Annotated in this window: 18 protein-coding genes and 1 pseudogene; all 19 read left to right on the plus strand. The window is 59.4% G+C overall.

Going from position 1 to position 20,710, the window contains the following annotated elements; translation table 11 throughout:
* Nucleotides 1–466: 466 nt before the first annotated feature.
* Nucleotides 467–1,240, plus strand: a complete 774-nt coding sequence (gene rfbF, locus AC3IUE_RS08210) for a glucose-1-phosphate cytidylyltransferase (RefSeq protein WP_056742122.1) — start codon at nt 467–469, stop codon at nt 1,238–1,240.
* Nucleotides 1,222–2,304: a CDP-glucose 4,6-dehydratase gene (gene rfbG / locus AC3IUE_RS08215; protein WP_489266674.1), complete on the plus strand. Its 1,083-nt coding sequence runs from the start codon at nt 1,222–1,224 to the stop codon at nt 2,302–2,304. The genes rfbF and rfbG overlap by 19 nt, the downstream gene beginning before the upstream one ends.
* A complete protein-coding gene (locus AC3IUE_RS08220; protein ID WP_056742118.1) occupies nt 2,301–2,861 on the plus strand; it encodes a dTDP-4-dehydrorhamnose 3,5-epimerase family protein in 561 nt (186 codons plus the stop codon). Before rfbG ends, AC3IUE_RS08220 begins: the two co-directional genes overlap by 4 nt.
* Entirely contained in the window at nt 2,858–4,084 is a 1,227-nt protein-coding gene (locus tag AC3IUE_RS08225) for a methyltransferase domain-containing protein (RefSeq protein ID WP_489266677.1), read from the plus strand. The genes AC3IUE_RS08220 and AC3IUE_RS08225 overlap by 4 nt, the downstream gene beginning before the upstream one ends.
* The gene (locus tag AC3IUE_RS08230) at nt 4,081–4,938 is read left to right on the plus strand and encodes an NAD-dependent epimerase/dehydratase family protein (RefSeq protein WP_489266679.1); all 858 of its coding nucleotides are present in this window, start codon (nt 4,081–4,083) and stop codon (nt 4,936–4,938) included. The genes AC3IUE_RS08225 and AC3IUE_RS08230 overlap by 4 nt, the downstream gene beginning before the upstream one ends.
* The gene (locus AC3IUE_RS08235) at nt 4,928–5,998 is read left to right on the plus strand and encodes a class I SAM-dependent methyltransferase (RefSeq protein WP_489266681.1); all 1,071 of its coding nucleotides are present in this window, start codon (nt 4,928–4,930) and stop codon (nt 5,996–5,998) included. Before AC3IUE_RS08230 ends, AC3IUE_RS08235 begins: the two co-directional genes overlap by 11 nt.
* Nucleotides 5,999–6,015: 17 nt before the next feature.
* A complete protein-coding gene (locus AC3IUE_RS08240) occupies nt 6,016–6,753 on the plus strand; it encodes a cephalosporin hydroxylase family protein (protein ID WP_056742111.1) in 738 nt (245 codons plus the stop codon).
* 53 nt (nt 6,754–6,806) lie between these two features.
* A complete protein-coding gene (locus tag AC3IUE_RS08245; protein WP_489266684.1) occupies nt 6,807–9,740 on the plus strand; it encodes a TIGR00180 family glycosyltransferase in 2,934 nt (977 codons plus the stop codon).
* A gap of 30 nt (nt 9,741–9,770) precedes the next feature.
* Nucleotides 9,771–10,772 carry a UDP-N-acetylglucosamine 4,6-dehydratase (inverting) gene (gene pseB, locus AC3IUE_RS08250; RefSeq protein ID WP_489266686.1) on the plus strand — a complete coding sequence of 334 codons (1,002 nt, stop codon included), beginning with the start codon at nt 9,771–9,773 and terminating at the stop codon, nt 10,770–10,772.
* The gene (pseC, locus tag AC3IUE_RS08255) at nt 10,769–11,932 is read left to right on the plus strand and encodes a UDP-4-amino-4,6-dideoxy-N-acetyl-beta-L-altrosamine transaminase (RefSeq protein WP_489266688.1); all 1,164 of its coding nucleotides are present in this window, start codon (nt 10,769–10,771) and stop codon (nt 11,930–11,932) included. Before pseB ends, pseC begins: the two co-directional genes overlap by 4 nt.
* Before the next feature lie 4 nt (nt 11,933–11,936).
* Complete coding sequence (pseF, locus tag AC3IUE_RS08260; protein ID WP_489268766.1) at nt 11,937–12,632, plus strand: pseudaminic acid cytidylyltransferase; 696 nt, start codon at nt 11,937–11,939, stop codon at nt 12,630–12,632.
* Nucleotides 12,629–13,717 (plus strand): annotated as a pseudogene (pseG, locus tag AC3IUE_RS08265) (UDP-2,4-diacetamido-2,4,6-trideoxy-beta-L-altropyranose hydrolase); the annotation flags it as partial. The gene pseF and the pseudogene pseG, both read left to right, overlap by 4 nt.
* Nucleotides 13,718–13,787: 70 nt before the next feature.
* Nucleotides 13,788–14,840 carry a pseudaminic acid synthase gene (gene pseI, locus AC3IUE_RS08270; protein ID WP_489266690.1) on the plus strand — a complete coding sequence of 351 codons (1,053 nt, stop codon included), beginning with the start codon at nt 13,788–13,790 and terminating at the stop codon, nt 14,838–14,840.
* A gap of 229 nt (nt 14,841–15,069) precedes the next feature.
* Nucleotides 15,070–15,996 carry a ketoacyl-ACP synthase III gene (locus AC3IUE_RS08275; RefSeq protein ID WP_056742101.1) on the plus strand — a complete coding sequence of 309 codons (927 nt, stop codon included), beginning with the start codon at nt 15,070–15,072 and terminating at the stop codon, nt 15,994–15,996.
* 97 nt (nt 15,997–16,093) lie between these two features.
* Nucleotides 16,094–17,386: a motility associated factor glycosyltransferase family protein gene (locus AC3IUE_RS08280; RefSeq protein WP_489266692.1), complete on the plus strand. Its 1,293-nt coding sequence runs from the start codon at nt 16,094–16,096 to the stop codon at nt 17,384–17,386.
* Complete coding sequence (locus AC3IUE_RS08285) at nt 17,383–17,652, plus strand: hypothetical protein (RefSeq protein WP_056742098.1); 270 nt, start codon at nt 17,383–17,385, stop codon at nt 17,650–17,652. The genes AC3IUE_RS08280 and AC3IUE_RS08285 overlap by 4 nt, the downstream gene beginning before the upstream one ends.
* 272 nt (nt 17,653–17,924) lie before the next feature.
* Nucleotides 17,925–18,779: a flagellin domain-containing protein gene (locus AC3IUE_RS08290; RefSeq protein ID WP_489266694.1), complete on the plus strand. Its 855-nt coding sequence runs from the start codon at nt 17,925–17,927 to the stop codon at nt 18,777–18,779.
* A gap of 73 nt (nt 18,780–18,852) precedes the next feature.
* Nucleotides 18,853–19,218, plus strand: coding sequence for a flagellar protein FlaG (locus tag AC3IUE_RS08295; protein WP_056742096.1), 366 nt, complete (start codon nt 18,853–18,855; stop codon nt 19,216–19,218).
* Nucleotides 19,219–19,301: 83 nt separating this feature from the next.
* Complete coding sequence (gene fliD, locus AC3IUE_RS08300; protein WP_489266697.1) at nt 19,302–20,699, plus strand: flagellar filament capping protein FliD; 1,398 nt, start codon at nt 19,302–19,304, stop codon at nt 20,697–20,699.
* The last annotated feature ends 11 nt before the right edge of the window (nt 20,700–20,710 follow it).

The following is a 20,710-nucleotide window of genomic DNA, read 5'->3' on the forward strand; positions in this document are numbered from 1 at the left end:
ATCAGCTTTAAAGGCTGAGGGCTTTTTTAGGACAGTCGGGAGCGGCTACTCATCGAGGGCCGAGCGTTGTTACCGCAACGCTCACAATGAGCCCGGATACATTAGCGCAAGCCAGCTTTACCGAAAACAGCCGATGAGGTTGCAGGAGATGGGCTGACCATACATTTCCAAGTGACTCGCTGTAAAAGCGAAACCGTAATCAGCCATCACCGCAGAAACGGATATGTACTCCAATCTTAAGTGAACAGCATTAGGCAGTGATGTCCGGCCTTTTTTTATGCGAAAAGTGCTGCCCGATGGACGCGTGGAGCTGGCGCGTTTCCTGCAAGTCCCCCTTGCATCGCCATAAAACGAGCACTCCCGGCCTGTCCGGAGGCGCTATGAACGGCAAAAAGGTTTTAGCCAGAAGGCCCGCAAAAGCTTGATACAGCTTGGCTGAGCCCTGTGAAGAACAAGAGGGGAGACGATGAAGGCAGTTATTTTGGCGGGTGGCCTGGGCACGCGCATCAGCGAGGAGTCGCACCTCAAGCCAAAGCCGATGATCGAAATCGGCGGCAAGCCAATTCTCTGGCACATCATGAAGCAGTACTCCGCCCACGGTATCCACGACTTCGTGATTTGCCTGGGCTACAAGGGGTATGCGATCAAGGACTTCTTCGCCAACTACTTCCTGCACACCTCTGATGTCACCTTCGACATGTGCAACAACCGCATGGACGTTCACCAGAACTACAGCGAGCCGTGGCGCGTCACGCTGATCGACACCGGCGACGACACCATGACCGGTGGCCGCCTGCGCCGCGCCGCGCGTTATGTGGAAGGTGAACAGGCCTTCTGCTTTACCTACGGCGACGGTGTCTCGGACCTCAACATCGGAGCCCTGGTGGATTTCCATTTGGCCCACGGCAAGCTCGCCACCGTGACCGCCGTGCAACCCCCGGGACGTTACGGCGCACTGGAGCGTGACGGCGACAAAGTGTTGGGTTTCACCGAGAAACCGCGCGGCGACGGTGGCTGGATCAACGGCGGTTTCTTCGTGCTGTCGCCCAAAGTGCTGCCGTATATCGCTGACGATCAAACCTCCTGGGAAGCCGAACCTCTGGCCGCATTGGCCACCGAGGAGCAGTTGCAGGCCTTTCAGCACGACGGCTTCTGGCACCCGATGGACACCCTGCGCGACAAGAATCACCTTGAGGCGTTGTGGCAGAGCGGGGAGGCCCCATGGAAACTATGGGACTGAGCCCGGAATTCTGGCGCGGCAAGCGGGTTCTGTTGACCGGCCATACCGGTTTCAAAGGCAGCTGGCTGACATTGTGGCTGCAAAGCCTCGGTGCCGACGTCAGCGGATTTTCGCTTGATCCGTCGACCGAGCCGAGTTTGTTCGAGCTGGCGCGGGTGGCCGAAGGCATCAACGATCAACGCGGTGATCTGCGTGATCTGGGCGCCTTGCTGGAACTGATTGCCGAGGTGCAACCGGAAATCGTCCTGCACCTGGCAGCTCAGCCTCTGGTGCGTGAAGGTTATCGCGACCCGCTGGGGACTTACTCCAGCAACGTCATGGGCACGCTCAATCTGCTTGAAGCGATCCGCCAGGTCGGTGGCGTGCGCGCGTGTGTGCTGGTGACCACCGACAAGGTTTACGCGAACAAAGAATGGCTGTGGCCGTACCGCGAAGACGAAGCCCTCGGCGGACATGATCCCTATAGCAGCAGCAAGGCTTGCTGCGAGTTGCTGGCCCAGTCTTACGCGGCGTCGTTCTTCCCGGCCGAGCGCTATGCCGAACACGGTCTTGCGCTGGCCACGGCCCGGGCCGGCAACGTGCTGGGCGGTGGTGACTTTGCGCCGGAACGCTTGATCCCTGACGTGCTCAAGGCCTGGTCGGCGGATGAGCCGGTGACCCTGCGCTACCCGCAAGCCGTACGCCCCTGGCAGCACGCGCTGGAGCCGTTGGCCGGTTACCTGCAACTGGCTGCCGGCCTTTACGAGCAAGGTCCCGAGTTCGCTGGCGCCTGGAACTTCGGCCCGAGCGAAGCGGACATGTGCAGCGTCGGCGAAGTGGTCGAAATGCTCGCCAACCGCTGGCCGCAAGCACGCGGATTGCGCATCGAGCCGAGTGATCTGCATGAGGCCGGTCTGCTGCGTCTGGACAGCAGCCGCGCCCGTCAACGGCTGGCCTGGACACCGCGCTGGTCGTTACAGCAGTGCCTGACCCAGACCCTCGATTGGCACCTGGCGTGGCAAAACGGCGACGACATGCGCGCCATCACGTTGGGTCAGCTGAACCTGTACCGAGGCGCGCTGTGAGCGAGTTTCTGTTGAAACCATTGCCGCTGGCCGGGCTGTTCAGCGTGCAACACAAACGCTTCGAAGATGAGCGCGGGCACTTCGCGCGGCTGTTCTGCGAAGGCAGCCTGAGCGCCTTCGGCCAGCCGTTTCATATCCGCCAGATCAACCATTCCTGCACCCGCGAACGCGGCAGTGTGCGCGGTCTGCATTATCAGAACGCCAGCGCACCGGAAGCCAAGCTGATCACCTGCCTGCGTGGTGAAGTCTGGGACGTGGCGGTGGATTTGCGCCCGGACTCCGAGACCTTCCTGCACTGGCACGCCGAACACCTGCGGGCCGGCGACGGTCGTAGCCTGTTGATCCCGGCCGGTTTTGCCCACGGTTTCCAAACCCTCACCGATGACGCCGAATTGCTTTACTTGCACAGCGCTGATTACGCGCCTGCGCACGAGGGTGGTTTATCGGTGAACGATTCACGGCTGGCGATTGCCTGGCCGTTGCCTGTCAATAATCTGTCGGCCAGGGATTCCAGCCATCCCTTGCTCGATGAACACTTCGCTGGAGTGCGTGTATGAATTGCCGTGGTTGCGCTACTCCGCTGGCTTTGCCGCTGATTGACCTCGGCACTTCGCCGCCGTCCAACGCCTACGTGCGCGCTGATCAGCTGGAACAAGCCGAGCAATGGGTGCCGCTGAAGGTTGCGGTGTGTCAGCAGTGCTGGCTGGTGCAGACCGAGGATTACACCCGCGCCGACAGCCTGTTCGACGCCGAGTACGCCTATTTCAGTTCGTTCTCCAGCACCTGGCTGGCCCATGCCGAGCGCTATGTGGGCGAGATGGTCGAGCGCTTTGGCCTGACCGCCGACAGTCGCGTGGTGGAAATCGCCGCCAACGACGGTTACTTGTTGCAGTACGTGGCCGGGCGCGGCATCCCTTGTCTGGGCGTCGAGCCGACCCGCAGCACCGCGCAAGCGGCACGGGAAAAAGGCCTGGAGATTCGTGAGCTGTTCTTCGGCCGCGACACCGCTTCGCAGCTGAGCGCCGAAGGCTGGGCCGCTGACCTGATGGCCGCCAACAACGTGCTGGCCCACGTACCGGACATCAATGATTTCCTCGGTGGTTTCGCGATCTTGCTCAAGCCGACCGGTGTGGCGACGTTCGAGTTTCCGCAGCTGCTGACGCTGATGGCCGGGCAGCAATTCGACACGCTGTATCACGAGCACTATTCCTACCTGTCACTGACCGCCGTACAGACGTTGTGCGCGCGCAACGGTCTGGAAGTGTTCGATGTCAGTCAGCTGTCGACCCACGGCGGTTCGCTGCGTGTCTTCGTCCAGCGAGCTGATGGCGTTCGCCGCGACGTGCTACCAGCGGTTCAGCAACAGTTGCAGGCCGAACTCGCCGCCGGTGTGAAAACCCCCGAGTACTACACGACCCTCGCGCCGGCCGCCGAACGCATCAAACACGAACTGCTGCGTTTCCTGTTGCAGGCGAAAGCCGACGGCAAGCGTGTGGTCGGATACGGCGCCGCCGCCAAGGGCAACACCTTGCTCAACTACGCCGGGGTCAAGCCGGACCTGCTGGCCTGGGTCGCCGATGCCAACCCGCACAAGCAGGGCAAGTACTTGCCGGGCAGTCGTATCCCGATCGTTTCGCCGGCGCAGATCGACATCGAGAAGCCGGACTACGTCCTGGTCCTGCCGTGGAACCTGCTGCACGAAGTCAGTCAGCAACTGGCTCAGGTTCGCGAGTGGGATGGCCGATTCGTCATCGCCGTGCCTGAGTTGACCGTGCTGTGAAGGTCCTGGTCACCGGTGCCACCGGGTTCGTCGGCCGGCATCTGGTCGCTGCCTTGCTCGCCCGTGGCTGTCAGGTCCGGGCCGTGGCGCGCAACGTCGAAATCGCCGCGAGCATGCCGTGGATCAATGCCGTGGAGTTCATCGCAGCGGATATTCACGCCGCCGACCTGGACATCGCTGCGCTGACCGATGGCGTCGATGCCTTGGCGCACCTGGCCTGGCCAGGGTTGCCGAACTATCAGGCGCTGTTTCACTTCGAGCACAACCTGATGGCCGATTACCGGTTCATCAAGGGCGCGGTCGAGGCGGGCGTGTCGCAGGTACTGGTCACCGGGACCTGTTTCGAATACGGCATGCAGAGTGGGCCGCTCAGTGAACAGAGTGCGCCGCAGCCGAGCAATCCTTACGGGCTGGCAAAAAACTCCCTGCGCGTGTTCCTCGAAAATTTGCAGCGGGTTCAACCGTTCACCTTGCAATGGGCGCGGCTGTTTTACCTGCACGGCACCGGACAGAACCCCAACAGTTTGCTGGCGGCGCTGGACCGGGCGATCGATGCCGGGGAAGAACGTTTCAACATGTCGGCCGGTGAACAATTGCGCGATTACCTGGCGATCGATACGGCCGCCGGTTACCTCGCGGCGATCCTGCAACAGCGGGACTTCAATGGCGTGATCAATTGTTCCAGCGGCCAGCCGGTTTCGGTCCGGGCGCTGGTCGAGCAGCGGCTGCGTGAGCGTGGCGCATCGATCCATTTGAACCTCGGTCACTATCCCTATCCGACCCATGAACCGATGGCGTTCTGGGGCGTGGCGGACCGCTTGCAACAGTTACTGGGAGCAGAGCATGACGCATGAGTTGTATCGGGTCGCCGACCTGCCCGTGTTGCAGAATCGCACCTTTGCCGACCCGCAATCGGCCAGGGCTTCGGCCTCTGCCGACATGGTGTTGGTACAAGATGAGCAGAGCGGGTTGATCTTCAACCAGGCCTTCGATGCCGACAAGCTCAGCTACGACGCCGATTACCAGAACGAGCAGGCGCATTCCGGTCAGTTCCAGAAGCACCTGAGCGATGTCGAAGGGATCATTGCCCGGCACTTCAAGGGCCGGGAACTGATCGAAGTCGGCTGCGGCAAAGGTTATTTTCTAGAACTCCTCAAAGGTCTGGGCTATGCCATCACCGGCATCGACCCGGCCTACGAAGGCGATAATATCGACGTGATCAAGGCCCCGTTCACGCGCGGGCTGGGTCTGGCGGCGGACGCCATCGTGCTGCGTCATGTGCTGGAACACATTCAGGATCCGGTGAGCTTCCTCGCCGAGATGGCCGACGCCAATCAGGGCGGACAGATCTACATCGAAGTGCCGTGCTTCGACTGGATCATCGATCACCGCGCCTGGTTCGACCTGTTCTACGAGCACGTCAATTATTTCCGCCTCGATGACCTGCGCCGGATGTTCGGCACCGTGCATGAGGCTGGTCACCTGTTCGGTGGCCAATACCTGTACATCGTGGCCGACCTTTCGACCTTGCGCCTGACCCCGGAGCAAACGGTGCCGCGCCTGGACCTGCCCGAAGGTTTCACCGGCAGTCTTGAGCGCGCGGTGCAGATTATTCAGGCCGCACCCGAACAAGGTTCGGCGATCTGGGGCGCGTCGTCCAAAGGCGTGATCTATTCGCTGTTCCTGCAACGGGCCGGTGTGGCGGTGGATCGTGTGGTGGATATCAATCCGGCCAAGCAGGGCCGTTATCTGCCTCTGAGCGGCGTGCGGGTGTCCTCGCCGCAAGAGGCCATGGATGCCCTGCCCGAAGGCGCCCATCTGTTTGTGATGAACTCCAACTACCTCGAAGAAATCAAGCGGATGACCGGTGGACGCTACGTCTATCACGCCGTCGACAGCGCTTCGTTCCAGTGACTATTGAGAATTTTCAGATGACCGACAACACCATCAATAAAGCCTTCGAAGCCGAATGCCAGGCAGAAATCGCGCGTCAGGGCGATGACCAGACACTCACCGGTCTGGCCCAGGATTTCTTCAACCAGTCGGCCAAGCACAAGTACAGCTACCACTTCTCGTGGATGGGCCGTCCGATCATTCAGCTGCCGCAAGACATGATGGCGATGCAGGAAATCATCTGGCAGGTCAAACCCGACCTGGTGATCGAGTGCGGTATCGCCCACGGCGGTTCGATCATCTACTACGCATCGCTGCTGGAGCTGCAAGGTCACGGTGAAGTGTTGGGCATCGACCTCGACATTCGTCCGCACAACCGCGAAGCCATCGAAAGCCATCCGATGAGCAAGCGCATCAAGATGATCGAAGGTTCGAGCATTGATCCGGCCATCGCCGAACAAGTGCGCGCCGCTGCCGAAGGCAAGAAAGTCATTCTGGTACTCGACTCCAACCACACCCACGATCACGTGCTGGAAGAACTGCGCCTGTACGCGCCACTGGTGTCGGTGGACAGCTACTGCGTGGTCATGGACACCGTGGTTGAAGACATGCCGGCCGACTTTTTCCCGGATCGTCCGTGGGGCCCGGGCGACAACCCGAAGACTGCCGTGTGGAAATACCTGGAAGAAAACCGCGACTTCGAGATCGACCGTCAGCTGCAGAACAAGCTGCTGATCACCGTCGCTCCGGACGGCTACCTGCGTCGGGTTCGTTAAGCAACGTCATGTCATTGAGTTCATCGGGCGCGTCGCCGGCTGCGGGGAAAGGTATGCAAGGTCATTTCGGTTCTGAACAAGTTGCACCACTGGGCGAGCGTTTCACGCTGCTGCTGGCCACCCACAACCGGCCAGCGTTTTTGCGCCGTACGCTGCAGTACTACAGCAATTATCCGTGCACGATCATTGTGCTGGACTCCTCCAGTGCGCCGGACACAGGGGTCGCCGAGGCCTATCCGCACGTTCAGTACCAGCACTTGCCGCAATTTTCCTACCTGGGTTTCCAGGCCAAGCTCAAGCACGGCATTGGCCTGGTCACCACGCCGTACATGGCCTTTGCCGCGGACGACGATTTCCTGCTGCACGGTGCGTTGACCGAGTCGGTGGAATTTCTGGAGGCGAACCCGGACTACGGCATGTGTCATGGCTACTGCATGATGTACCTGACCGACGCGACCCGAGTGACCTACTACCGTCGCGACAAGAAAGTTCAGGAAGACTACGCCAGCGAGCGCGCCGAAGACCGGGTGCTCGATTACATGGGCCAGTTCATTCCGCCGTTCTTCGCCGTCACGCGCACGGCGCTGCTGCGTCAGTGGTACGACCTGATGCCTGAAGAACTGAGCTTCGAATGGCAGGAAATCGGCCATGTGTATTACTTGCTGGCATCGGCCAAGGCCCGGATTCTGCCGATCCCTTACGTGGTGCGCGAAGCCAACTATGGCGCTTCGGAACACAACACCGAGGTGGTGTTTGTGCTCAGTTTTACCGATGCCAAATCCGTGGCCGAGCGGGAGAAGTTTGCCGACTTTCTGTCCACCGTGCCGACCGCGATTGCCGGTCGCGATCAGGCGCAGACCCGCGCATTCGCTCTGGAAAGTTTTGCGGCCATGTCGCAGTGCTTGTTGCAGCGACGTTCACTGACCACCGAGCCGATTTTCCATTCGACCTGGAGTGATCCGTTCAAGGGCCCGGTCCGCGAATTCGGCCCGACTCAGTTCGTCGAAATGCCGTTCTACAACCAGCCCTTTTTCGATCGCCTGACCGAGTTCGAATTCCTCTTGCACGCCATGCCCGCGGGCAAGCTGCAGCTTGAACGCCTCGAAGCGGTGCTGCTGGAGCAGGAACAACTGCTGCGCACCCATGGCAACGACACCGAGCGAACAATCAAGGCTCGCCTGTGGAAGGCCCTGTCGTGCAACGCGTTCAACCGCAAGGTCGTCAAGCGCCTGGCGCTGGCGCTGCGTAACGATGGCGAGAGCGATGAGGCCGACGTGCTCTCGGCCTGGGCTGGACGTCTGGATACGGTATCGACCCAGGACAGCCGAGTGTTGCTGGACAAAATGCCTACCGGGCAATTGCTGAACTGGCTGGAGGCGCGAGGACCTGATAAAGAGCAGGCCGCGTCTATTGCCCGTCATCTGGCCGCGAAGGGGGGGAGTCCGCGGTTCTGCATTTTGTTGCTGGACCTGAACAACGATGCCGACAAATTGCAGGCGACTTTCGACAGTCTGTTGGACAGCCATTTCCGCGCGTTCCAGATCGTGGTGTTCACCACAGGCGAAATCACCTCGGCCACCCGCGTTGAAAATACCCTGCATTTCGTCAAGGTCAGTGCCGACAACTACATCGAAAAGATCAATCAGGTGGTGCCGAACACCCGTTGCGACTGGCTGTTACTGGCTGAGGCGGGCGATGAGTTCACCTCCAGCGGTCTGATTCAGGCCAGCGTCGAATTGCTCGCCGCGCCTGAGTGTCGGGCCGTCTGCGCCGATGAAGTCCATCGTCAGGCCAGCGGGACCCTGACACCGGTTTTCCGCCCGGACTTCAACCTGGACCTGCTGCAAAGCGTTCCTTCGTTGATGGCGCGACATTGGTTGATTCGGCGCGACGTGTGGGTCGAAGCCGGTGGCTACAGCCGCGAATTCAGTCAGGCTGCGGAGTTCGATCTGCTGTTGCGCCTGATCGAGAACGGTGGCCTGGCAGGCCTCGCCCACCTCTCTGAACCCTTGCTGATCTGTCAGGCACCTGCGCTGGCAGCCAACGAGCATGAACGTCAGACCCTGGTTCGCCATCTTGCTACCCGTGGCTATCAGGCTCAGGTCAGCAACGAATCATCTGGCGTGTACCGCGTGGATTACCGTCACAGTGACCGCCCTCGCGTGTCGATCATCATTGTCGCCCAAGACAACGTGGCTGATTTGCAGCGGTGCGTCGTCAGCGTGTTGCAACGTACACGTTACCAGAATCATGAGTTGCTGATCGCCGACAACCATAGTCAGTCCCCTGAGTTGCTCGCGTGGCTCGACAATCTGGAACAAAACGGTCGTGGCCGGATTCGGGTCATCCGGGCCGAGCAACGGTTGAGCGTGTCTGCCTTGCACAATCTCGCCAGTCGCCAAGCGCAGGGCGCGTTCCTGGTGCTGCTGGCGGCCGACGCGCAGGTGGTCAATGCCAACTGGGTCGAATCGCTGCTCAATCAGGCACAGCGTCCGGAAGTCGGCGTGGTGGGTGGCAAACTGGTGGACGATGAAGGCAAGGTGACGGGCGCCGGGATGATCCTGGGTTTGAATGGCGACGTGGGTTCTGCGTTCATGGGTGAAAAGAAAGAGGCCACCGGTTATATGCAGCGCCTTGTGGTCGAGCAGAATTACTCGGCAGTTTCCGGGGCCTGCCTGATGGTTCGCAAAGATCTCTATGAAGCCGTGGGCGGTCTGGATGAAGAGCATTTCGACGAGACACTGGGCGATATCGATCTGTGCCTGAAAGTCGCCGATGCCGGGTTCCTGACGGTCTGGACACCGCAAGTGCAGATTCTCCATCCGGGTACCCTGGCGCAGGCGCCACAGGTCAGTGCGGCGCTGCGCGACAAGTGGCAGTCACGCTTCGCGCAAGACCCGGCCTATAACATCAACCTGGCCTTGACCGGCAAGGGCTTTACCCTCGGCGACGCCTGCAGTGTGAACTGGGCGCAGTTGCTCGCATAAGCCTGGCTGACAGGTAAAAGGACTCAAGGCATGTTCAACGGTAAATCGATTTTCATCTCTGGCGGCACCGGCTCGTTCGGGCGCAAATTCATTCGTCGGTTGCTGGAGCAATATCAGCCGAAGCGGGTGGTGGTGTTCTCGCGCGATGAACTCAAGCAGTACGAGATGCAGCAGACGTTCAACGCACCGTGCATGCGCTATTTTCTGGGCGATGTGCGCGATGCCGAGCGTTTGCGTCAGGCCATGCGCGGCATTGATTACGTGGTACACGCCGCGGCGCTGAAACACGTGCCGGCGGCGGAATACAACCCCACCGAATGCATTCGCACCAACGTCAACGGCGCGGAAAACATCATCGCGGCGGCCATCGATAATGGCGTGAAGAAAGTCGTAGCGCTCTCCACCGACAAAGCCGCCAGCCCGATCAACCTGTACGGTGCGACCAAGTTGCTGTCGGACAAATTGTTCGTGGCCGCCAACAATATTGCCGGCGAACAGCAAACCCGTTTTTCCGTGGTTCGCTACGGTAATGTGGCCGGCTCGCGCGGTTCGGTAGTGCCGTTTTTCAGAAAGCTGATGGCCGAGGGCGCGACAGAGTTGCCGATCACCGATGAACGCATGACGCGCTTCTGGATCACCCTCGATCACGGCGTGCAGTTCGTACTCGACAGCTTTGCCCGCATGCACGGCGGCGAAGTTTTTGTGCCCAAGATCCCGTCGATTCGCATCGTCGATCTGGCGCTGGGCCTGGCCGAGCATTTGCCGCACAAGAACGTCGGGATTCGTCCGGGCGAAAAGCTCCATGAGCTGATGGTGCCGCTGGACGACGCACGCATGACCCTGGAGTTCGCCGATCACTACACGATTCAACCGTCGATCCGTTTCACCAGCGTCGACGTGGATTTCGCCGTGGACAAATTGGGCGAGCAGGGCAAGCCGGTGAGCGAAGATTTCGAATACCGCTCCGACACTAATCCGCACTTCTTGTCGATCGGCCAGATCGCAGACCTGCACGCAGAGCTGTCGGTATGATTCCCTATGGTCGGCAAAGCCTCGATCAGACAGACATCGATGCGGTAGTTGCCGTGTTGCAGTCCGACTGGCTGACACAAGGACCGACCATTGAACGCTTCGAGCAGGCCATGGCCGAGCGTTGTCAAGCCGATTTCGCGGTGGCGGTGTGCAACGCCACCGCCGCGCTGCACATTGCTTGCCTGGCAGCCGGACTTGGGCCGGGTGACCGCTTGTGGACCACGCCGAACACCTTTCTGGCCTCGGCCAACTGTGGTCGCTATTGCGGCGCCGACGTGGACTTCATCGACATCGATCCGCTGACCTGGAACCTTGACGCCTTTACCCTGGCGGCGAAGCTCGAAGCTGCCGAGCGCGACGGCACGCTGCCGAAGGTTCTGGTGGCCGTGGCGTTTTCCGGTCAGAGCTGTGACATGCGCATGATCGCCGAGCTGGCCGAGCGCTATGGCTTTACGGTGATTGAGGATGCCTCTCACGCGGTTGGCGCGTCCTATGCCGGGCGTCCGGTGGGTTGCGGTGAATTCGCGGCGATGACCGTGTTCAGTTTCCACCCGGTGAAAATCATCACCAGCGCCGAGGGCGGCATGGTCCTGACCAATCGCCCGGAGCTGGCCGAGCGTTTACAGCGCCTGCGCAGCCACGGCATGACCCGCGATCCGGCGCAGATGACCGAACCCAGCCACGGTCCCTGGTACTACCAGCAAGTGGAATTGGGCTTTAACTACCGGATCACCGATTTGCAGGCAGCCCTCGGTCTGTCACAGCTGAACAAGCTTGATGGCTTCATCGAGCGTCGGCGTGAACTGGCGGCCCGTTATGACCGATTGCTGGCGTACTTGCCGCTGACCTTGCCCAGCCCTCAACCAGAGGCGGAATCGGCGTGGCATCTGTACGTGGTGCGGTTGCAGACGGATCGGATCAACCTCAGCCATCGACAAATATTCGAAGGCTTGCGAGCGGCCGGTGTCGGTGTAAACCTGCACTATATTCCGCTGCATTTGCAGCCCTACTATCGTGAGCTGGGTTTTGCCGAGGGTGATTTTCCTCAGGCCGAACGCTATTACGCCGAGGCGATCAGCCTGCCGCTGTTTCCTCTGCTGAGCGATGAACAACAGGACTATATCGTCGAGCAACTGCGGCGGCTGGTCCTTGAGGAGTAGTGTCCTGAGCAGTGTTGCGATCATTCCTGCCCGTGGTGGCAGCAAGCGAATTCCGCGCAAGAACCTCAAGCCGTTCGACGGCGTGCCGATGATCGTCCGCTCGATCCGCACGGCGCTGGATTCGAACCTGTTCGACGAGGTAATCGTCAGTACCGACGATGAAGAAATCGCTGACGTCGCGCGGGCCAACGGCGCTCAGGTACCGTTCATGCGTCCTGCTTCATTGGCGGATGATTTCACCGGGACCTCAGCGGTCATCGTTCATGCCTTGAATGAATTGCAAGCGTTCGACTATGCCTGCTGCATCTATGCCACCGCCCCCTTGTTGCAGGCACGTTATTTACGTCACGGCCGTGAGTTGCTGGAGCAGCATCCGGAGAAGTCTTTCGCGTTTTCTGTCAGCAGTTTCGGCTTTGCGGTGCAGCGTGCCTTGGTCCTCGATGCGCAGGGCGCATTGACCTCGCTCTACCCGGAATTTCGCAACACCCGCTCCCAGGATTTGGCCGAAGCCTTTCAGGACGCCGGCCAGTTCTACTGGGGCCGCAGCGAAGCCTGGTTGCGCGGCGATGTCATGTTCTCCCCGGCGAGCCTGCCGGTGATTCTGCCACGGCATCTGGTGCAGGACATCGATACCCCGCAAGACTGGAAACGTGCCGAATACCTCTACGCCGCGTTGAGGGCAGGGGGGGAGCTGCAATGAGAGTGTTGATCCGCGCCGACGCGTCGCCGACCATTGGCAGCGGCCATATCGCCCGGTGCCTGACCCTGGCCAGAGCGCTGCGCAAGCAGGGCGCGCACGTTGCTTTCGCGTGTCGCCTGCTGCCTGGGCATCGGCTGGACAGTCTCGCCGCCGAGGGCTTCGAGACCTTCGCGCTACCGGATCGCTATCCCGATGAAGACCCGCAACAGGCGATCGAATCCATGCTGCCATGGCAGGCGGACATTGCTGCGTTAGGGCAAGCATTGGAAAGCCATCCAGCCTTCGACTGGATTGTCGTCGATCACTACGGCCTCGATCATCACTGGCAAACCGCAGCCCGCCGCTGGGCGCCACGGATTGCCGCGGTGGACGACCTCGCCACTCGCACGTACAGCGTTGACTTGCTGCTCAATCAGAATCTTTCGGGTACGCCGCAGGCCTATGCTTCGCGGGTGGCGCCCAATTGCCAGACGTTGCTGGGGCCACGTTTCGCGATGTTGCGCGATGAGTTTTGTTGCCCGGCGATCCCGATCAAACCTCAGGCCAAACGGGTGCTGGTGAACTTTGGCGGCTTCGATGCGGCGATGCAGACCCACCACGCGATGCTGGCGCTGGCGGATTTGCATGATCTGGAAGTCGATTTCGTCGCCGGTGCCGACAACCCGGCCTGGACGCAGATGCAGGCACTTGCAGCCAGTCGTCCGAACTGGCGATTACACCGTTTTGTCAGCGACTTTTATCGTTTGATGACCGAGGCTGACCTGTTTGTCGGTGCCGGCGGCGGCACCAGTTGGGAGCGGGCGGCCATGGGGTTGCCGACGATCTGCATTGCGGTCTCGAACAATCAGCAAGCCAACGGTGAAATCATGGCGGCCTTGGGTTCCCATGTGTATCTAGGCAACCGCGAGCACGTCAGTGTCGAGCAGTTGCGTCAGGCCATCGCTTTTCTCGCGGGCAATCAGGGGTTACGCCAGAGTCTGGCCGAACACTCGCGGCAGCTGGTCGATGGGCGTGGTGCGCAGCGGGTTGCGGCAGCGCTCGCCGGTGCGGTACTGCAGGTTCGCAAGGCGTCCCTGGACGATGCCTGACGGCTGTTCGGGGCCGGTTTCACTCAGAGTAATTGCGCGTTCACGCGCGTTTTAAAGGATCACCGCAATGACTAGCTTCAAGATTGGCCATCGCACCATCGGTGCCGATGCGCCACCGTTCATCATTGCCGAGATGAGTGGCAACCATAACCAGTCCCTTGACGTGGCGCTGCAGATCGTCGAGGCCGCAGCCAAGGCCGGGGCACATGCCTTGAAGCTGCAAACCTACACCGCCGAGACCATGACCCTGGACCTGTCCGAAGGTGAGTTCTTCATCAAGGACCCGAACAGCCTCTGGGCCGGTTCTTCGCTGTACGCGTTGTACGAGAAGGCTCATACACCCTGGGAATGGCACGCGCCAATATTTGCCCGCGCAAAGGAGCTGGGCATGCTCGCCTTCTCGACTCCCTTTGATGACACTGCGGTGGACTTCCTCGAAAGCCTCGACGTACCGGCCTACAAGATCGCCAGTTTCGAAAACACCGACCTGCCACTGATTCGGCGGGTCGCCGCCACCGGCAAGCCTTTGATCATTTCGACCGGCATGGCCAGCATCGCTGAACTCGACGAAACCGTGCGTGCCGCTCGTGAGGCCGGCTGCCGGGATCTGGTGTTGCTCAAGTGCACCAGCACTTACCCAGCGACACCAGCCAACAGCAACGTGCGGACGATTCCTCACCTGCGCGAATTGTTTGGCTGTGAAGTTGGCCTGTCCGATCACTCCATGGGCGTCGGAGTGTCTGTCGCCGCGGTGGCACTGGGGGCGACGGTGGTGGAAAAACATTTCACCCTTGATCGTGCGGCGGGTGGTGTGGATGCCAGTTTCTCTCTGGAGCCTGCGGAGCTGGCCAGTCTGGTGATCGAAACCGAACGCGCCTGGCAGGCCATGGGCCATGTGCATTACGGCGTGACGGAAGCCGAGCGCAAGTCGGTGGTGTATCGCCGTTCGCTGTATGTGACTCAGGACATGGCGGCCGGCGAGCCCTTCACCGCCGCCAATCTGCGGGCCATTCGTCCTGGTCTGGGGTTAGCCCCCAAACACACTGAAAGCCTTCTGGGCCGCCGCGCCCGCCAGGCCATCAAGCGCGGAACGCCGCTGGATTGGTCGTTGGTCGAATAACGCCTTATCGGCCAGATTCGGCAAAATAGCGTGACCTGCGAGTCATAACGCGCATCTTCACTGTATTGTATTAATTGGGGAGGTGGCGCCTGGTGTCTTTTTGACCCAGTGATAGCCTTTTATTCTTCCCGTCTGTCGCTCCTTCGGGGCGACATTTTTCTCTGTTTGTCGGCGCCCCTCGATTCGTTGCGAGCGGTGGTATTGGGCTGTTTATTATTGGGAAGCCGTAATGATTGGCATAAAAAGCATTGCGAGCTACGTTCCTGTAGCCGGCGTGGACAATTACGCGCAAGGTGCAAAATTCGAAAAGGATGAAGAATTCATCCTGGGCAAAATCGGTTCGGCCTTTCTGCCACGCAAAGACGCCGGGCAGGAAACCTCGGACCTGTGTGTCGAAGCAGTCAACGCGCTGTTCGCCAACAATCCCGATTTGAAACGTGAATCCATCGACGTACTGATCGTCGTCACTCAGAACGGCGACGAAGAAGGCCTGCCGCACACGGCGGCCATCGTTCAGGACAAACTCGGACTGCCGACCACCGTCGCCGCGTTCGATATTTCCCTGGGCTGCTCCGGCTATGTCTATGGCATCTATGCGATCAAGGGGTTCATGGAAGCCGCCGGCCTGAAGAATGGCCTGTTGGTGACTGCCGATCCGTACTCGAAGATTGTCGATCCGGAAGACCGCAACACCACCATGCTCTTCGGTGATGCGGCTACCGCCACCTGGATGGGCGAAGACGCGCCATGGCAGTTGGGCAAGGCCAAGTTCGGCACCGACGGTTCCGGTGCACCGCACCTGAAGGTGACCGATGGCGTGTTCTTCATGAACGGCCGTCAGGTGTTCAATTTTGCGCTGCTTAAAGTCCCGGCGCATTTGCATGAGCTGCTGGGCGACTCGGGCCTGACGGCCGACGATATCGACGCATTCTGCATTCACCAGGGCAGTGCCGCGATTGTCGACGCGGTGGCACGACGCTTTGAAGGTGAACCGGAGAAGTTCATCAAGGACATGGTCGAGACCGGCAACACGGTGTCATCGAGCATTCCGTTGCTGTTGGAAAAACATGTCCTGGACTCTGACTGGAAGCGCGTCGCGTTGAGCGGTTTCGGCGTTGGATTGTCCTGGGGATCGGCGATCATCTATCGCCCTTGATTCCAGGCTTTTTAATCAAAGAAAGCCAGGCACAAAAAAAGCGTTCAAGGTGTAACCTTGAGCGCTATTTTTTTGCCTGAACGAAAAGCGAGGCTCCATGAGCGAGTTCTTTGAGCGCAACGTCGAAGTCATACAGCATCGCTGGCCAATGCTGTCTGCGCGCTTGCTGGTTGAGAACACAAGCCTGTTGCAGGCTGAGCTGGTGGAAGGCCTGGGCTCGACGCTGAGTATCAATGGCATTCAGCTGACCAGTCGCCATGACCGCACCCGTGAGGCCAGGCTTCAGGCCGACAGCCTGCCCGCCGACAGTCCGGTGGTGCATGTCTACGGCACCGGGCTTGGCGATCTGCAAATGGAGCTGCTGGCGCGCGCCGGGCTTGAGCGTTTGTACGTGCACATCCTCAACGGCGCGGTGTTTGCGCTGGTGCTGCAATTGCTTGATCAACAGCCGTGGCTTGGCGATCCGAGAGTTGAGTTGCTGTATGCCGGCGATCTGGCGGAAATCCAGTTACCGTTTTTCGCCTTGCCGTCGGAGTTGGTGCTGGCCGATGATTTCAACGCAAAAATTCGCGATCGCCTGATCAGCGAAATACACCTGAGCTTTAACAATCGTGACTTCAAGGCCGACGACCCGCAGATCGTCGAACGCTTGCAAGTCAGTCTCCCGTTGCTACGCACGGACAGCGATGTCGCCGAGCTGTTTGATACACGGGTGGGTGAGGAAATCTACGTCATCGCGACCGGGCCGAGCCTGGAGCAGCATTTCCAGCGCCTGCGGGAAATCCGCGGGCAAGCCGATCGCCCGTTGTTCATCTGCGTCGACACGGCCTATCGGCCTTTGCTGGAGCGGGGCATCAAGCCCGATGTGGTGGTCACCATCGATGTGAAAATCAGCGCCTACCATTTACCTGCCCAGGACTCGGCCGGCACCCGGCTGGTGTACTTGCCGATGACCGATACTTCAGTGCTGGAAGCCTGGCAGGGCAAGCGTTATGTGGGTTACTCCGCCAGTCCGATCTATAACCAGATACGCCAGCAGATCCTGCGAGCCGAGTTGTTTGTCGGTGGCAGCGTGATTCATCCGGCCATCGATCTGGCGGTCAAGATGGGCGGCTCGCGCATTACCCTGTTCGGTGCCGACTTCGCCTTTCCGATGAACAAGACCCACGCTGGCTGGGGCGACGGCCAACTGGGGCCGCAGCTGGGTGTTGCCAAGAATTGGGTACTGGACGGCAATGGGCAGCGAATAAAGACACAGCTCAATTTCCGGAGTTACCTGTGTGAGGTGGAGCGTTACATCGGCGGGCATCCTCAGGTGCGTTTCTTCAATAGCAGTCGGGCGGGCGCAATGATCGCCGGTACGACGTTCAATCCAGAGTTCGTGCAATGAGTCAGGTCGTCGAGTTCAGTACAAGCGCCGGTCAGTGCGCTTCATTGTTTCGGCTGGGGCGCGATGTCGAGGCCGCTGTGGCGATGGTCGATCTGTTTGCCCAATGCATGTCGACCTTCGATGGGGCGACGGCCTCAGTGCAACAACAGTGGGCGCAGACGCTCATGAGCATGCTCGACTGTCAGGAGCGTCAGGATTGGTTGAGCCTGGCCGACTTTCTGGAATATGAAGTGGTCGAGCTGTTGAGAATGGTTGAAGGGCGCTAAACCCGAACTGTCGATTCTGCTTTTTCCCCGCTCTCTACACCGCGACTGTGAGCCAGTTCACAGTCTGCGGTGCTTTTCTGGCGTCACTTTTCCATTCCTTGCGCCCGCTAACCCCTTGTTTACTGAGGGGTGGCAGTGTGATGGCAAATATTTTCAAAAATCCCCTCAAGCAACACCCAAACCCGACGATAACTATTACGAAGGTTCTCTAGGCCACACCCGGCGGTTGCCAGGGCCGGAAGCCGCAGTACCCAACCAACGAGGATTTCGTCATGGCTTTAACCGTAAACACCAACACTACTTCGCTGGCTGTTCAGAAGAACCTGAACCGCTCTTCCGATGCACTCAGCACTTCGATGACTCGCCTGTCTTCCGGCCTGCGTATCAACAGCGCTAAAGACGACGCTGCTGGCCTGCAAATCGCTACCAAACTGCAAACCATGATCACCGGTTCTGCCGTAGCGATCAAAAACGCCAACGACGGTGTTTCGATCACCCAGACCGCTGAAGGCGCACTGGCTGAATCGACCAACATCCTGCAGCGTATGCGTGAACTGGCTCTGCAAGCCACGAACGACTCGAACAGCACCTCTGAACGTGCTGCGCTGAACAAGGAATTCTCTGCGAAGTCCGACGAACTGACTCGTATCGCTACTTCCACCACTTTCGGCACCAACAAGCACCTGCTGGACGGCTCCGCCGGTACCATGCAGTTCCAGGTTGGCGCAATGACCGGTGCAGACCAGCAGATCAGCGTTGTAATGAGCAGCAGCTTCGCCGCCAGTGCTCTGGGTGTGGGTACCGGTACCATCGCTATCTCCGGCACCAGCGACGCAGCTGCTCACACTGCTGCTCTGGCCGCCATCGACAAAATCGATACCGCCCTGCAGACAATCAACAACACTCGTGCTGACCTGGGTGCTGTACAAAACCGCTTCCAGAGCACCACCAACAACCTGCAGAACATGTCTGAGAACTCCGTTGCCGCTCAAGGTCGTATCCAGGATACCGACTTCGCAGCAGAAACCGCTCAGCTGACCAAGCAGCAAACTCTGCAACAAGCTTCCACCGCAGTTCTGGCCCAGGCCAACCAACTGCCATCCGCTGTACTGAAACTGCTTCAGTAATAGCTGGGTGAGTTTTGGCGGGGGAGTGCGCTGGTCGTGCTCTCTCGCTTTTTTACTTTAAGAGGTGATGGACATGGATATGAGCGTGAAGCTGAACTTGTCTTATCCGGCGGTGAAGCCAGCGACGACTGTTGCTGATACTCCAGCGCAGAAGCCTCGAGCCGATGCTGCTGTCGTGGCACCGGTCAAGGATGAAAAGAAGGACGCGGTAACCGAACGGGACCAACTGAAAATGGCCGTCCAGGAAATTGAAAAATTTGTTCAGTCGGTCAAGCGCAATCTGGAATTCTCGATTGACGAGCCTTCTGGAAAAGTAGTGGTCAAAGTGATTGCCAGTGACTCCGGTGAAGTGGTTCGTCAGATCCCCAACGAAGAAGTCCTTAGGCTGGCCAATAGTTTGAATGATGCGAGCAGTCTGTTGTTCAGCACTAAAGCCTGACAACTGGCATGAAACTTGTTGCTACGTTCTTTTGGGCTTTGTAGTGGTCAAAAGACCGGCGACAAACTGAAAGGGAGAAGCACATGGCAAGTCCAATTCTACCGGGTCTGGGTCTGGGCTCCGGTATTGATACGGCAGCGATCGTCAAGGCGCTGGTGGCTGCAGATAAAGAGCCAAAGCAGAACCAGATCACCAAACAGGTGACCGCCAACACGGCTTCGATTTCCGCAGTGGGTCAGTTGAAGTCTGCGCTGCAGGCCTATCAGACCGCAATGAATAACCTCAACAGCAAAACCACCCCGGCGTTTCTGGGTTTTGCTGCGACCTCGTCCGATACCAAATTTGTCACGGCTGTTTCGGACAACAGTGCCGTCACCGGCAACTATGCTATTGACGTCACCAAGCTGGCCACCAGTTCCAAAGTCGCCACGGCTACCTTCGCCGGTGGCGCTAGCAGTGCTATTGCGGTGGGTACGTTGACCATCAATCAGAATGGCACTGACTACACCGTTGACGTACCTGCGAACTCCACGCTGCAGACCGTCCGGGATGCCATCAACAGCAAGCTGCAAGCCAATGGTATCAGTGCCAACATCGTCAACGATGGCAGTGGTTCGCGCATGGTTATCGGCTCGACCACCACCGGCAAGGGCTCGGACATTGTCGTCAGCGGGATTGCCTCGCTGGCTGCCGATGGCAAGCTGCCGATGACTGCCGGCAGCGGCGGATATGTTTCCGCGCTGGCGGATGATGCGGCCTTCACGGTCGATGGCATGAGCATGACCAGCAAGTCCAACACCGTTGGCCAGGCTGTCAGTGGTTTGAGTTTCTCGCTGGTGGGTGTCGGCAAGTCCACAGTGTCGGTGGCAACCAATACGGATGGCCTCAAGGCCTCGTTGCAGACGTTTGTCGATTCTTACAACAATCTGGTCAAAACCGTTAACTCGCTGACCAAGACCACCAAGGATGCCGATGGCAACCTGACGGTGACGGCGCCGTTGACCGGTGATGCCACGGCGCGTGCTTTGCTGTCGGCGGTGCGCAACGAATTGGTGACGGTGCCGGCGGGCTCCAGCAGCAAATTGTCGGTACTTTCGCAGTTGGGCATCAATACCCTGCAGGCCGACGGAACCCTGGAGTTCAGCGCCACCAAGTTCACCGCTGCCATGAATGACAAGAAGCTGGGCGGGGAAATCCAGTCACTGTTTAACGGGGACACGGGTCTGCTGGCGCGCATGAACGCCGCGGTTGATCCTTATGTCACCACGGACGGTTTGCTGGACAAGCGCACGAAAAGCCTCAACAACGTGACGAGTAACCTGTCCAACCAGCAAATTGCCCTGGACTCGCGCATCGCCTCGCTGACTGAGGCATTGAGCAAAAAGTACAACGCGATGGATACCCTGGTTGGCAAGCTCAAGGCGACTGCGGACAACATCAAGTCGATGTTTGAAGCCATGAACGCGCAAAAAAGCGGTTAATAAACGTCAAA

Source organism: Pseudomonas sp. GL_093, from assembly GCF_057837605.1.